This window comes from Kribbella sp. VKM Ac-2568 (genome assembly GCF_004345365.1).
GTDB classification, from domain to species: Bacteria; Actinomycetota; Actinomycetes; order Propionibacteriales; family Kribbellaceae; genus Kribbella; species Kribbella orskensis.
Map to the genome: position 1 here is coordinate 420,748 of NZ_SLVF01000002.1, position 13,529 is coordinate 434,276.

The window sequence follows — 13,529 nt, forward strand, 5'->3', positions numbered from 1 at the left end:
CCGGCCGCCCGTTCCGTGGTGCTGCTGATCCCGCCCATCGCCGGCCACCCCTCGATCACGACGACATGACTTGCCGCCGCAACCCATCCCACACCCGGGCGCCCGGAGCCGTCCTCACCCCCTCCGCATGAGGCGGAGGCCGTTCGCCCGAGCCGCCCTCAGAGCGAGCGGACCCAGTTGGCCAGCAGATCGGCGCCGGCGTCGCCGGACTTCTCCGGGTGGAACTGGGTGGCGCTGAGCGGGCCGTTCTCCACCGCCGCCACGAACCGGTCGCCGCCGTATGACGTCCAGGTGACCGCCGGGGCCACCGAGGCTCGGGTGTCCTTCAGCTCCCACTCGCGGACGCCGTAGGAGTGGACGAAGTAGAACCGCTCCTTGTCGATGCCCTCGAACAGCTTGCTGCCGGACGGTACGTCGACCGTGTTCCAGCCCATGTGCGGAACCGGCTCGTCACCGTTCGGCTGGAGCCGCTCCACCACCCCGGGCCACTGGTGGCAGCCCTCGCTCTCGACCCCGTGCTCGATGCCTTTGCCGAAGAGGATCTGCATACCGACGCAGATCCCGAGCACGGGCCGCCCGCCGGTCAGCCGGCGATCCACCAGGACGTCGCCGCGCACCGCGCGCAGGCCCGTCATACAGGCTTCGAAGGCGCCGACGCCGGGCACCAGCAGGCCGTCCGCGTCGAGCGCCTGCTGGAAGTCCGCGGTGACGGTGACGTCCGCGCCGACCCGCTGCAACGCACGCTCGCCGGAGCGGATGTTGCCCGAGCCGTAGTCGAGCAGGACGACCTTCTTGCTCACAGGGCGCCCTTGGTGGAGGGGATGCCCGGCTGCCGCGGGTCGAGCTCGGCCGCGGCCCGGAGCGCCCGCGCGAAGGCCTTGAACTGGGCCTCGACGATGTGGTGCGGGTCGCGGCCGGACAGCACCCGGATGTGGATGCAGATCGCGGCGTTGAACGCGAGCGTCTCGAAGACGTGCTGGGTCAGCGAACCGGCGTAGTCGCCGCCGATGATCGCGTAGACCTGGCCGTCGGGCTCACCGGTGTGCACGCAGTACGGCCGGCCGGACAGGTCGACCGTGCAGTGCACGAGCGCCTCGTCCAGCGGAACGGTCGCGTCGCCGAACCGCCTGATCCCGCGCTTGTCCCCCAGCGCTTCCTTCAAAGCCTGGCCGATGCCGATCGCGGTGTCCTCAACGGTGTGGTGCGCGTCGGTCTCCAGATCGCCGACCGTGTTCACGTGCAGGTCGAGCAGCGCGTGCTTGGCCAGCGCGTTGAGCATGTGGTCGTAGAAGCCGACCCCCGTGGAGATGTCCGCCCGTCCGGTGCCGTCCAGGTCGAGCTCGACCAGCACCTTGGACTCGCTGGTCTCGCGATCGATCCGGCCTGTCCTGCTCATGTCTGCCTTCCCACGTCTGTCTTCAGAACTCTTTCCAGCGAGGCGCGGAACGCCGCCATCTCGGCGCCGGTGCCGATCGACACCCGCAGCCAGCCGGCCGGCCCGGTCTCCCGGATCAGCACGCCGTCGTCCAGCAGCGACTGCCAGACCGCGTGCCGGTCGGCGAAGGTGCCGAACAGCACGAAGTTCGCGTCGGAGTCCACCGCCCGCAGGCCCTGGGCCCGCAGCCAGTCGACCGTCTCGTCGCGCTCGGTGCGGAGCTGCTCGACCCGGCCGAGCAGCTCGTCGGAGTGCCGCAGCGCCGCCCGGGCGACCGCCTGCGTCACGGCCGACAGGTGGTAGGGCAGCCGGACGATCCGCAGCGCGTCCACGAGTTGCTTGCTGGCGGCAAGATAACCGACCCGCGCCCCGGCCAGCGCGAACGCCTTCGAGGTGGTCCGAGCCACCGCCAGGTTGGGGTACGACGGCAACAACGTGACCGCGCTCGGCGTACCGGCCCGGCGGAACTCGGCGTACGCCTCGTCCACCACCAGGACCGCCCCCATCGCGGAGGTCCGGGCGGCGACCGCCTCGACCAGCTGGATCGGCAGCGCGGTACCGGTGGGGTTGTTCGGTGACGCCAGCAGTACTACGGACGGCCTGTGCCGGGAGATCGCGGCGAGGGCCTTGCTCTGGTCCAGGGTGAAGTCCTCGGACCGGCGACCGGTGACCCAGGCCGTGTTCGTGTCCCGCGCATACTCCGGATACATCGAGTACGTCGGCGCGAACGAGAGCGCAGTACGGCCTGGACCGCCGAAGGCCTGCAGCAGGTGCAGCATCACCTCGTTGGACCCGTTGGCGACCCACACCTGCTCGGCGGTGAGCTGCGCGTCCGATTCACGCCCCAGGTACGCCGCGAGGTCGGCCCGCAGGTCGAGGAACTCGCGGTCCGGGTACCGGTTCAGGCCGCGCGCGGCCTCCGCCACGGACGCGGTGATGTCCGCGACGGTCGCCTCGCTCGGCGGGTACGGGTTCTCGTTGACGTTGAGCAGGACGGGGACGTCCAGCTGCGGCGCGCCGTACGGTTCGAAGCTCTTCAGCTCGTCGCGCAGCGGCAGCCCGTCGAAGCGGCCCATCAGTCCTCATCCCGGAAGCGAACGGACACGGCCGAGCCGTGGGCCGGCAGGTCCTCGGCGTGCGCGAGCGCGACCACGTGCCCGGCGACCTGCTGCAGCGCCTCGCGCGAGTAGTTCACGACGTGCATCGCCTTCAGGAAGCTGCGCACGGACAGGCCGGACGAGTGGCACGCGCAGCCTGCCGTCGGGAGGACGTGGTTCGACCCCGCGCAGTAGTCGCCCAGCGACACCGGTGACCAGCCGCCGATGAAGATCGCGCCGGCGTTGTTGATCAGCCCGGCTCGCTCCTCGGCGTCCACCGTCTGGATCTCGAGGTGCTCGGCCGCATACGCGTCCACCACCGCGGTGCCCTGCTCCAGGTCGTCGACCAGTACTACGGCCGACTGCTGCCCGGCGAGGGCTTCCTCCACCCGCTCCCGGTGCCTCGTCCGCGCGACCTGCACGCCGAGCTCGGCCTCCACCGCGGCGGCAAGCGTCTCGCTGGGGGTGACGAGCACACTGGCCGCCATCGGGTCGTGCTCGGCCTGGCTGATCAGGTCCGCGGCGACGTGCGCGGCGTTCGCGCTGTCGTCGGCCAGCACGGCGATCTCGGTCGGGCCGGCCTCGGAGTCGATGCCGACCTCGCCCAGCAGGAACCGCTTGGCCGCGACGACGTAGATGTTGCCCGGACCGGTGATCAGGTTGACCTTGCGGCAGCCCTCGAAGCCGTACGCGAACCCGGCGATCGCCTGGGCGCCACCCATCGCGTAGACCTCGTCGATGCCAAGCATCGCGCAGACCGCGAGCACGGTCGGGTGTGGCAGACCGCCGAACTCCTTCTGGGGCGGCGAGGCCACCGCGAGTGACGGAACCCCCGCCACCTGAGCCGGTACGACGTTCATCACCACGCTGGACGCGAGCGGCGCGCGGCCGCCCGGGACGTACAGCCCGACGCGCTGCACCGGGACCAGCCGCTGGGTCACCCGGCCACCCGGCGCGGGCTGGGACTCGACGTCCCCGCCGCGCTCGTCCTCGCTGACCTCGCGCACCCGCCGGATCGACTCCTCGAACGCGCTGCGCACCTCGGGGTCGAGCTCCTCCAGCGCGGTCTTCAACGCCTCGGCCGGGACCCGGAGGTCCTCCACCCGCACATGGTCGAACTTCTCGCCGTACTCCCTGATCGCCTCGAGGCCCCGATGACGGACGTCCAGGCAAATGGGTCGGACGACGTCGAGGGCGGCCTCGACGTCGAATACGGCTCGGGGGACCAGGGCTTGGAGGTTGAGCACCTCTCCGGCTGCCACTCGGCCCCGCAGGTCGACGCGGCGAATCATGGGGCTCAGTCTAGTGGTCGCCTCCCCCGGTCCCCGCGCGCCGTCTGCTGCACGGACGGTGACCGCGGGCGGTTGCCATTAGGCTCGACGGCATGGACTCCCGCCTGCCGCTCCTCACTGTCGAGACAGTGATCTTCCCAGGGCTGGTGCTCCCGATCCCCGTCACCGACGTCCAGGGGCGGTCGGTGATCCGCGACCTGGTCGAGAACGGCGGCGAACTCGTCTGCGGAGCGGTGGCGGTCCGGGACGGCTACGAGCTCGGCGACCGGGTGTTCCGCTCGCTCTACGGCACCGGCTGCGCCGCGACCATCTCCGAGATCTCCCTGGACCCGGGCGACGACGGCCCGGTCGAGGTCACCCTGACCGGCAACCGCCGCTTCAAGGTCGCCGAGCTCGACAGCGGCGGCGACTACCTGGTCGCCGACGTCGAATTCCTCGACGAGGAACCCGGCGACGACCCCCTCGGTACTGCGACCGTGGCGGTCCAGCGCTTTCGTCGATACGCCGCGGCGGTGACCGAGATCTCCCAGCCCGGCCTGCACATCGAGTCACTGCCGGACGATCCGACCACCCTCTCGTACCTGATGTCGGCCGCGATGACGCTCGTCACTCCCGACCGCCAGAAGCTCCTCGAGTCCACCGACACCACCACCCGCCTGGCTCAGCTTGTCGGCCTCCTGGATTCCGAGCTCGCCGCGATCACAGCCCTCCCGTCCCTCCCCGCCACGGACCTCCCCTGGTCCGACATGTCCCCGAACTGACCGGCTCGACCGGTCCCCTCCGCCGACTGGTGGTTAAGTGAATCCCAGAGCGGTATGGTTCTGGTATGAGTAAGCAGATCACTGTGCGGTTGCCGGACGAGCTGGTCGAGTTCATGGACCGGCTCGTCGACGACAACAAGGCATCCAGCCGGGCCTCCGTGGTGGCCCGGGCGATGGAGCGCGAGCGCCGCCGGGAACTGGCTGCCCGGGACGCCGCGATTCTGGCCGAGTACGGCGAGCCGTCCGACCTCGACGGACTCGCGAGCTACGCCGGCGGTACTGCGCTGTCCGACCTCGACTGATGCGGCCGCTGCACGTCGCCCGGCTGGACAAGCCCCGGCCCGTGGTGGTCCTGACCCGTGAGCTGATCCGGCCACGGCTGAGGAACGTCACCGTCGCCCCGATCACCAGCACGATCCGCGGCCTGTCGACCGAAGTACTGGTCGGCACCCAGAACGGCCTCGACCACCCGAGCGCGATCAGCTGCGACAACCTCCAGACCATCCCGAAGCTCCAGCTCGGCCGCCTGATCGGCTACCTCCTCCCCGACCAGGAGATCCTGCTGACCGAGGCGATCACCCTCGCCTTCGACCTCGAATCAGTCCTCTGAGGGTTCACGGCCGAGCCGAGTGGAACGCGTGAGCGCGCATGTCAGGAACCGGGACCTCGGCCACGATGCTGGGGGCGGGGACAAGCAATAGCCTGTCCCAGGTGCCTTGAGGGTGTGCGAGGTGCCGACTCCCGCCCGGGCCGAGCTGGGTGATGGTGTGCTCCGCTGCTCGCGGACCGTAGATAGTGGTGCTCGAGTAGCTCAGCCGAGCTTCGTGACGTCTCGTACTGCGCCCTTGTCCGCGCTGGTGGCCATCGCGGCGTAGGCGCGGAGGGCGGCCGAGACCTTGCGGTCGCGGGCCTTCGGCGCGTAGACGCCGTTCAGGGCCTCGCGCCGCGCGTCGAGCTCCTCGTCAGGGACGAGCAGGTCGATCGAGCGGTTCGGGATGTCGATGCGGATCTGGTCGCCGTCCCGGACCAGGGCGATCGTGCCGCCCGAGGCCGCCTCCGGGGAGGCGTGGCCGATCGACAGCCCCGAAGTACCGCCGGAGAAGCGGCCGTCGGTGACGAGCGCGCACACCTTGCCCAGGCCGCGGCCCTTCAGGAACGACGTCGGGTAGAGCATCTCCTGCATGCCCGGGCCGCCCTTGGGACCCTCGTAGCGGATCACCACCACGTCACCGGGCTTGACCGCCTTGGCGAGGATCTTCTCGACCGCCTCTTCCTGCGACTCACAGACGACCGCCGGCCCCTCGAAGGTCCAGATCGACTCGTCGACGCCCGCCGTCTTCACCACGCAGCCGTCGACCGCCAGATTGCCCTTGAGGACCGCCAGGCCGCCGTCGACGGAGTACGCGTGCTCGTGGTCGCGGATGCAGCCGCCGGCAGCGTCCGTGTCGAGGGCGTCCCAGCGCTCGGACTGGGAGAACGCCGTTGCCGACCGCTTGCAGCCAGGCGCAGCGTGCCAGAGCTCGACAGCCTCGGCGGAAGGCGAACCGCCGCGCAGGTCCCAGTTCTTCAGCCACTCGTCGATCGAGGCGCTGTGCACCGTGTGGATGTCCTCGTTCAGCAGCCCAGCCCGGTACAGCTCACCCAGGATGGCGGGGATGCCGCCTGCCCGGTGCACGTCCTCCATGTAGTAGGTGCCGCCCGGTGCCACGTTCGGCGCGACCTTCGCCAGGCAGGGCACGCGACGCGAGACGTCGTTGATGTCGTCCAGGTCGAAGTCGACCTCGGCCTCCTGGGCCGCGGCGAGCAGGTGCAGGATCGTGTTGGTCGAACCGCCCATCGCGATGTCCAGCGCCATCGCGTTCTCGAACGCGGCGCGCGAGGCGACCGTCCGGGGCAGCACGGTGGCGTCGTCCTGCTCGTAGTACCGCTTGGTGATCTCGACGACGGTCCGGCCCGCGTTCTCGTACAGCGCCTTGCGGGCGGTGTGGGTGGCGAGCACCGAGCCGTTACCCGGCAGCGACAGGCCGATCGCCTCGGTCAGGCAGTTCATCGAGTTGGCGGTGAACATGCCGGAGCAGGAACCGCAGGTCGGGCAGGCGTTCTCCTCGATCCGCAGGATGTCCGCGTCGGAGACGTTCTCGTTCACGGCCTCCGACATCGCGTCGATCAGGTCGAGCTTGCGCACGGTGCCGTCGACCAGGGTGGCCCGGCCGGCCTCCATCGGGCCGCCGGAGACGAACACGGTCGGGATGTTCAGCCGCAGCGCGGCCATCAGCATGCCCGGGGTGATCTTGTCGCAGTTGGAGATGCAGATCAGCGCGTCGGCGCAATGCGCCTCGACCATGTACTCGACCGAGTCGGCGATCAGGTCCCGCGACGGCAGGCTGTAGAGCATCCCGCCGTGGCCCATCGCGATGCCGTCGTCGACCGCGATCGTGTTGAACTCGCGGGCGATCCCGCCCGCCGCGTGGATCGCCTCGGAGACGATCCGGCCGACCGGCTGCAGGTGCGTGTGCCCGGGGACGAACTCGGTGAAGCTGTTTGCCACGGCGATGATCGGCTTGCCGAAGTCCTCCCTGGCGACGCCGGAGGCCTGCATGAGGGCGCGGGCGCCCGCCATGTTGCGGCCGTGGGTGACAGTGCGGGACCTCAGTTCAGGCACGACGATCTCTCCAGGTTGTTCCGGTGCGGCGGCTTCCGTCCACCTTGCATGGTGCCACCTCGCGTCCAGATACCGGTACTCCGGTCCCGCATCGCGGTCGTCACCTGAGCGGCCGCGGCCGCTTGGCCTGCTCCTGTCGGCGGAGGGATCTAGCCTGAGCAGATGGAGTCCGGGTTCGAGTTCCACGCCCGCGCGGCCGTGCCGGCGCTGCGGCCGTATCTGGGCGCCCTGATCGGTTACGCGTACGTCGACGAGCCGCCGGAGGTGCACCGGGGACTCCCCTCGCAGTACCTGACGATCGTGATCAGCCTGGACGAGCCGGTCGGGGTGGCCTGGCCCGGTGCTCCGGTGGACAAGTTCGACACTCTCGTCGGCGGGCTGCACTCGACGGCCGTGCGGATCGGCGAGTCCCCCAACGTCGCCGGCATCCAGCTCGCACTGACTCCGGCGGGTTCGCGGGCGCTGCTCGGTATCCCACCGGGTGAGCTCGCCTCGATCGTGATCCACCTCGACGAAGTGCTCGGCCGACCAGCGCAGGAGCTCAACGAGCAACTGCGCGAGAGGACGAGTTGGGAGCAACGGTTCGACCTGGTCGAGCGGTTACTGCTGGAGAACTGGCGCGACGAGCCCGTGCCCGAGCCGAGGGCCGAGCTCGGCTGGGCCTGGCGACGGTTGTGCGAGACGGCGGGCGGCGTCGGAGTACAGGAGTTGGCGACGGAGGTCGGGTGGAGCCGGCGGCATCTGACCGAGCGGTTCCGCGCGGAGTACGGGTTAGCGCCCAAGGTCACTGCGCGAGTGTTGCGGTTCGAGCAGGCCGTCAACCGGCTGAAGCAGCGACCCACGACCAGGCTGGCCGATCTCGCGGCAGACCTCGGGTATGCCGACCAGGCACACCTGACCCGTGAGTGGCACTCGATCGCCGGGTGCTCGCCGCGGCAGTGGATGACCGAGGAACTCCCATTCGTCCAAGACAGGAACGAGGACCCGCTGCCAGAGTCGGAGGCATGAACGCAACCGTGAACGAGACGCAGAAACAAGCCCAGCAAGGAACTGCGATCGGCGTCTGGCCGACGTTGATCTACCGGGACGGGCAGGCCGCGCTGAAGTTCCTCACCGAGGGCCTGGGCTTCACCCTGGTCGCCTCGTACGCCGGGGCCGCCGAGGGGTCGATCGCCCATGCCGAGCTGGCCTGGCCGGTCGGTGGTGGGGTGATGGTCAGCTCGGTCGACCGCAACGCCGAGCCGAACGAGTTCGACGCGTTCGTCGACCAGAAGTCCTCGGTGTATCTGGTGCACGACGATCCCGACGCGGTGTTCCCGAAGGCGATGGCCGCTGGCGCGACCGTGGTCCGGGAGATGCGCGAGGAGGACTACGGCTCGCGCGGGTTCAGTGTGGCGGATCCGGAGGGCAACGTGTGGAGTATCGGCACGTATCGCGGCGAGATCGGCGCGTCGTCCACAGGGGCCCGGCAGTGATTGGGCAATCTCCGTAGAATCGCCGGGTGACCGAGACGAGCCAGCCACTGGACGACACCGCGAGCGAGGCCCTGGAGGTCCTCCACCGCGTGTTCGGGTATGCCTCGTTCCGTGGGGAGCAACGGGACATCATCGAGACCGTCGTCGGCGGCGGTGACGCCCTGGTGCTGATGCCGACCGGTGGCGGCAAGTCCTTGTGCTACCAGATCCCGGCGCTCGTCCGGCCCGGCGTCGGCGTGGTGATCTCGCCGCTGATCGCGCTGATGCAGGATCAGGTGGACGCGTTGCGAGCGCTCGGCGTCCGCGCCGGATTCCTCAACTCCACCCAGGACTACGAGCAGCGCCGCGAGGTCGAGCAGGCCTTCCTGTCCGGCGAGCTCGACCTGCTCTACCTGGCCCCCGAGCGGCTCCGGGTTGAGTCGACGACGCGGTTGCTCGACCAGGGCAAGATCTCGTTGTTCGCGATCGACGAGGCGCACTGCGTCTCCCAGTGGGGTCACGACTTCCGGCCCGACTACCTGATGCTCTCGGCGTTGCACGAGCGCTGGCCCGACGTACCGCGGATCGCGCTGACCGCGACCGCGACCGAGGCGACGCACCGCGAGATCGCCACCCGGCTGAACCTGACCGACGCCAAGCACTTCGTGGCCAGCTTCGACCGGCCGAACATCCAGTACCGGATCGTCTCGAAGGACAATCCGCAGCGGCAGTTGCTCGACCTGCTGCGCACCGAGCACGCGGGTGACGCCGGCATCGTCTACTGCCTGTCCCGCAACAGCGTCGAGAAGACCGCGGTCTTCCTGACCCAGAACGGGATCGAGGCCGTGCCGTACCACGCCGGCCTGGACAGTCGGACCCGCGCGAAGAACCAGTCCCGCTTCCTCCGCGAGGACGGGCTCGTCGTGGTGGCGACGATCGCCTTCGGCATGGGCATCGACAAGCCCGACGTGCGGTTCGTCGCCCACCTGGACCTGCCGAAGTCGGTCGAGGGGTACTACCAGGAGACCGGGCGCGCGGGACGCGACGGGCTTCCGTCGACCGCCTGGCTGGCGTACGGCCTGCAGGACGTGGTGCAGCAGCGCAAGATGATCGACACGTCCGAGGGCGACGCCGCGCACCGCCGGCGGCTCGGCACCCACCTCGACGCGATGCTCGCGCTGTGCGAGACCGTGCAGTGCCGCCGCGAGCAACTCCTGGCGTACTTCGGCCAGAAGGGCGAGCCCTGCGGCAACTGCGACACCTGCCTGATTCCACCGGAGTCCTGGGACGGCACGATCCCGGCGCAGAAGCTGCTCTCGGCCGTCTACCGGCTGCAGCACGAGCGCAACCAGAAGTTCGGCGCCGGCCAGGTGATCGACATCCTGCTCGGCAAGACGACGCCGAAGGTGACCCAGTTCCGGCACGACGACCTGTCCGTCTTCGGGATCGGCACCGAGTTGAAGGACACCGAGTGGCGTGGCGTGGTCCGCCAGTTGCTCGCGCAAGGATTGCTCGCGGTGGAAGGCGACTACGGCACGCTGCTGCTCACCGAGGACAGCGCCGAGGTGCTCGGGCGACGCCGCGAGGTGATGATGCGCCGGGAGCCCGAGCGGGCGCTGAGGTCTTCCCGGTCCAGCAGTGGCGGCAAGAAGAAGGCTGCGGTGGACCTCTCCGCCGAAGCCACCCAGGTGTTCGAGCGCCTGCGCACCTGGCGGGCGGCCGTCGCCAAGGAGCAGGGCATTCCGGCGTACGTGATCTTCCACGACGCGACGCTGCGGCAGATCGCCACCGACCTCCCCGGCACCCTGGCCGAACTCGGCAAGATCAGCGGCGTCGGGGAGAACAAGCTCGCCAAGTACGGCGAAGGTGTGCTCGAGGCGCTAGCCGCCTAGCAGCGGCTGGATCGCGGCGAGGAGTTCGGAGACCACCGTGTCCGAGTTCTTGTTGCCGTCGGCAAGCAGAACGGCGACGGCGACCTTCTTCTCCGGCTCGCACCATCGCCTGATGGTGACGCGTGCCGGGGTCATGTCGACCGCGTAACTGTCGGATCCGGTGGCTAGCGTGACGGGCATGAATGATCTGCGAGAGCTGCATCGCCGGGTGATGGACGTCTCGACCTCAGTGGTCGCCCAGGTCCGGCCGGATCAGCTCGGCCTGCGCACGCCCTGCTCGGAGTGGGACCTCGGACAACTGCTGGCTCACATGATCGGCCAGAACCACGGGTTCGCCGCGGTAGCGGACGGCGAGACGAGCGACCGCTCGGTCTGGGCGGACCGGCCGGTCGTGCACGACCCGGCCAAGGAGTACGCGGCGTCGGCAGAGCGGGTGGTGTCGGCCTTCGCTGCGGACGACCTGGACGACCGGGAGTTCTGGCTGCCGGAGATCCGCGGCGGCGTGACGCTGCCCGCCGAAACCGGGGTCAGCTTCCACTTCATCGACTACGTGGTGCACAGCTGGGACGTGGCCCGCGCGATCGACGTACCGGTGTCCTTCGACGACGACGTTCTGGCGGCCGCGCTGCCGATCGCCGAAGCCGTGCCCGACGGCGCCAACCGCACAACACCCGGCGCGGCGTTCCAGCCCGGCCTCGCGGTCAGCACACCGGAGACCTTCGACCGCGTACTCGCCCTGCTCGGGAGATCATCGGCCTGGACGCCCTAACTCTTCAGCACCCTGATCGCGATGTCGGCGAAGTCTTGTACGGCCTTGGACCGGCGAGTCGCGGTCCAGGCCAGGCAGACGTGGTTCGGGCCGAGGTCGTCGACAGGAACGCTGACCACGTCAGGACGGGTGTAGAAGCTCGCCGTGGACAGCGGGAGGATCGAGATACCGTTGCCTGCAGCAACGTGTTCGAGCTTCTCCTCGACGTTGTGAAGGGTCGGCACGGGGCGGGGCCGGCCGTCGCGCAGCTCGCTGGCGATGTCCCGCCACTCCGGTACAGCGTCCGGATGCTGCAGCAGGTGCTCATCGGCCAGATCGCTGATCTCGATCGACGGTTTGCCGGCCAGCCGATGGTCCGCCGGCAGCATCGCCACCCGGGGCTCGTCGAACAGCGGGCGGACGGTCAGCCCCTGCTGGTCGATCGGCAGCCGCACGATGCTCACGTCGGCCCTGCCGTCGTGCAGCACCTCGACCTGGTCGTCCCAGGTGGTGCGAAGCAGCTCGATCGTCAGCCCGGGATGCTGTGCGGTGAACGCCCGCACTGCCGCGGTGACGGTGATCCCGGGCATGAAACCGATGGTGAACGTCTTCGGGCCGCGGGCCGCTCGCACCACCCGGCGCCTCGCCGCTTCCGCCGAGGCGAGCAACGGCCGCGCGTCCTCGAGCAGTTGGCGCCCGGCCCAGGTCAGCTCGGTGGCCCGCTTGGTCCGCACGAACAACTGGACCTTGAGCTCGTCCTCCAGGGCCCGGATCTGCCGCGACAACACCGGCTGGGCGATGTGCAACCGCTCGGCCGCCCGCCCGAAGTGCAACTCCTCGGCCACGGCGACGAAGTACCGGACCTTCCGCAGATCGACGTCCACGCCACCTCCCTGATACCCCCAGGGTATGACAGCGCTCGGAGCGGGTCTTGGACGCAGGCCCCCTGACCGAGCACAGTGGACGGGGGACAGCGAAAGGAGCGACGACGTGTCGCGCATTCTGATCACCGGTTCCGCCGACGGCCTGGGTCTGATGGCGGCTGGACGGCTGCTGGACGAGGGCCACGAGGTCGTCCTCCATGCCCGCAACGAGTCCCGGGCCCGCGATACCCGGGCCGCCCTCCCCGGTGCGAGCGGGGTGCTGACCGGCGACGTCTCGAGCATCGCTGAGACGAAGGACCTGGCCCGCCAGGCGAACGCGTCCGGGCGGTTCGACGTCGTCATCCACAACGTCGCGGTCGGGTATCGCGAGCCGCGCATCGAGACGGTGGACGGCCTCGAGCACGTCTTCGCGATCAACGTGCTCGCCCCGTACCTGCTCACCGCGCTGATCGATCGCCCCAGCCGCCTGGTCTACCTCAGCTCGGGGATGCATCTCGGCGGCGAGCTCGCCCTCGACGACCTGCAGTGGGTACGCCGTCGCTGGAACGGATCTCAGGCCTACTCGGACTCCAAGCTGTACGACGTGATCCTGGCCTTCGCGGTCGCCCGCCTCTGGCCCGACGTCTCCTCGAACGCCGTCGACCCCGGCTGGGTCGCCACCAAGATGGGTGGCGCGGGCGCCCCGGGCGACCTGTCCCAGGGCCCCGAAACCCAGGTCTGGCTGGCAACCACCCCGGACCCACCCACGGGCGACTACTTCTACCACCTCCACCCCTACCGCCATGACAGCGCCGCCGCAGATCCCGACGTCCAAACCGACTTCCTCAGGGCCTGCGAGGAGCTCACCGGGGTCGAGCTCACCGCCTGAGCTCACTCCTCGACCAGGTAGAGCTGGTTCTGGTCGGGGTCGCGGAAGGTGAACATGGGCGGGACGCCCGGCCAGACGAGCAGGTCGTCGGTGGAGACGCCGGAGGCGGTGAGGGTGGCGTGGGTGGTGGCGGCGTCGGGGGTGACCAGGCGGATGCCTGTGTCGGTGCCGGCGGGGCTGGTGTCGGATGCCGGGACCAGGGCCAGGTTGGTGGTAGCTCCGGCTGGGGCGACGACGATCCAGCGACCGCCGAGTTCCGGGAGCGGGGCGTCCATGTGCTTCTCGAACCCCAAGGTGCCGACGTAGAAGTCGACGGCCCGGTCCTGGTCGGTGACCGGGATCGCGATGGTGCGGATGTCGGTGACGTGGTTCATCTCTGCTTCTCCTTGTCCGAAGTGCTTTCACTCCTAGGTAGAAGCTGCCCGGCCCGCTTCGA

At 69.6% G+C, this 13,529-nt stretch carries 16 protein-coding genes; 8 read left to right on the forward strand and 8 right to left on the reverse strand.

What is annotated here, in order from left to right; genetic code table 11:
• Window positions 1–158: 158 nt before the first annotated feature.
• The 4 genes from hisH to hisD are packed head-to-tail and all read right to left on the reverse strand — an operon-like array spanning window position 159 to window position 3,824.
• Complete coding sequence (gene hisH / locus EV648_RS05785; RefSeq protein ID WP_132285743.1) at window positions 159–800, reverse strand: imidazole glycerol phosphate synthase subunit HisH; 642 nt, start codon at window positions 798–800, stop codon at window positions 159–161.
• A complete protein-coding gene (gene hisB / locus EV648_RS05790; RefSeq protein WP_132285746.1) occupies window positions 797–1,396 on the reverse strand; it encodes an imidazoleglycerol-phosphate dehydratase HisB in 600 nt (199 codons plus the stop codon). The genes hisH and hisB overlap by 4 nt, the downstream gene beginning before the upstream one ends.
• A complete protein-coding gene (locus EV648_RS05795) occupies window positions 1,393–2,511 on the reverse strand; it encodes a histidinol-phosphate transaminase (protein ID WP_132285749.1) in 1,119 nt (372 codons plus the stop codon). Before EV648_RS05795 ends, hisB begins: the two co-directional genes overlap by 4 nt.
• Window positions 2,511–3,824 (reverse strand): histidinol dehydrogenase, encoded by a 1,314-nt coding sequence (hisD, locus tag EV648_RS05800; protein ID WP_132285752.1) that lies wholly within the window; start codon window positions 3,822–3,824, stop codon window positions 2,511–2,513. The genes EV648_RS05795 and hisD overlap by 1 nt, the downstream gene beginning before the upstream one ends.
• A 92-nt stretch (window positions 3,825–3,916) precedes the next feature.
• Between hisD and EV648_RS05805 the strand changes: the two genes are divergently transcribed.
• The 3 genes from EV648_RS05805 to EV648_RS05815 all read left to right on the forward strand — a co-directional run bounded on the left by EV648_RS05805 (window position 3,917) and on the right by EV648_RS05815 (window position 5,195).
• Window positions 3,917–4,585, forward strand: coding sequence for an LON peptidase substrate-binding domain-containing protein (locus tag EV648_RS05805; RefSeq protein ID WP_132285755.1), 669 nt, complete (start codon window positions 3,917–3,919; stop codon window positions 4,583–4,585).
• A gap of 65 nt (window positions 4,586–4,650) precedes the next feature.
• Complete coding sequence (locus EV648_RS05810) at window positions 4,651–4,887, forward strand: ribbon-helix-helix domain-containing protein (protein WP_132285758.1); 237 nt, start codon at window positions 4,651–4,653, stop codon at window positions 4,885–4,887.
• Complete coding sequence (locus EV648_RS05815) at window positions 4,887–5,195, forward strand: type II toxin-antitoxin system PemK/MazF family toxin (protein ID WP_132285761.1); 309 nt, start codon at window positions 4,887–4,889, stop codon at window positions 5,193–5,195. Before EV648_RS05810 ends, EV648_RS05815 begins: the two co-directional genes overlap by 1 nt.
• Before the next feature lie 201 nt (window positions 5,196–5,396).
• Here the strand turns inward: EV648_RS05815 and ilvD are convergent, their stop codons facing one another.
• Window positions 5,397–7,247: a dihydroxy-acid dehydratase gene (gene ilvD, locus EV648_RS05820; RefSeq protein WP_132285764.1), complete on the reverse strand. Its 1,851-nt coding sequence runs from the start codon at window positions 7,245–7,247 to the stop codon at window positions 5,397–5,399.
• 162 nt (window positions 7,248–7,409) lie between these two features.
• On the opposite strand from ilvD, the gene EV648_RS05825 reads away from it, so the two are divergent.
• From EV648_RS05825 to recQ, 3 genes are read left to right on the forward strand one after another with little or no spacing between them, the layout of a single operon-like run.
• Window positions 7,410–8,255: a helix-turn-helix domain-containing protein gene (locus tag EV648_RS05825; RefSeq protein ID WP_132285767.1), complete on the forward strand. Its 846-nt coding sequence runs from the start codon at window positions 7,410–7,412 to the stop codon at window positions 8,253–8,255.
• Complete coding sequence (locus EV648_RS05830; protein WP_132285770.1) at window positions 8,252–8,722, forward strand: VOC family protein; 471 nt, start codon at window positions 8,252–8,254, stop codon at window positions 8,720–8,722. The genes EV648_RS05825 and EV648_RS05830 overlap by 4 nt, the downstream gene beginning before the upstream one ends.
• Window positions 8,723–8,748: 26 nt before the next feature.
• The gene (gene recQ, locus EV648_RS05835) at window positions 8,749–10,593 is read left to right on the forward strand and encodes a DNA helicase RecQ (RefSeq protein ID WP_199234441.1); all 1,845 of its coding nucleotides are present in this window, start codon (window positions 8,749–8,751) and stop codon (window positions 10,591–10,593) included.
• Here recQ and EV648_RS42430 read toward each other — a convergent pair.
• Window positions 10,582–10,773 (reverse strand): hypothetical protein, encoded by a 192-nt coding sequence (locus EV648_RS42430; protein ID WP_158293906.1) that lies wholly within the window; start codon window positions 10,771–10,773, stop codon window positions 10,582–10,584. The genes recQ and EV648_RS42430 overlap by 12 nt on opposite strands.
• Between EV648_RS42430 and EV648_RS05840 the strand changes: the two genes are divergently transcribed.
• A complete protein-coding gene (locus tag EV648_RS05840) occupies window positions 10,772–11,362 on the forward strand; it encodes a TIGR03086 family metal-binding protein (protein WP_132285773.1) in 591 nt (196 codons plus the stop codon). The two genes, EV648_RS42430 and EV648_RS05840, sit on opposite strands and share 2 nt — an antisense overlap.
• Here EV648_RS05840 and EV648_RS05845 read toward each other — a convergent pair.
• Window positions 11,359–12,225: a LysR family transcriptional regulator gene (locus tag EV648_RS05845; RefSeq protein ID WP_132285776.1), complete on the reverse strand. Its 867-nt coding sequence runs from the start codon at window positions 12,223–12,225 to the stop codon at window positions 11,359–11,361. The two genes, EV648_RS05840 and EV648_RS05845, sit on opposite strands and share 4 nt — an antisense overlap.
• Window positions 12,226–12,331: 106 nt before the next feature.
• On the opposite strand from EV648_RS05845, the gene EV648_RS05850 reads away from it, so the two are divergent.
• Window positions 12,332–13,093, forward strand: coding sequence for an SDR family NAD(P)-dependent oxidoreductase (locus EV648_RS05850; RefSeq protein ID WP_132285779.1), 762 nt, complete (start codon window positions 12,332–12,334; stop codon window positions 13,091–13,093).
• Between the two features lie 2 nt (window positions 13,094–13,095).
• Here the strand turns inward: EV648_RS05850 and EV648_RS05855 are convergent, their stop codons facing one another.
• Window positions 13,096–13,467, reverse strand: a complete 372-nt coding sequence (locus EV648_RS05855) for a VOC family protein (protein WP_132285782.1) — start codon at window positions 13,465–13,467, stop codon at window positions 13,096–13,098.
• Window positions 13,468–13,529 lie beyond the last annotated feature (62 nt).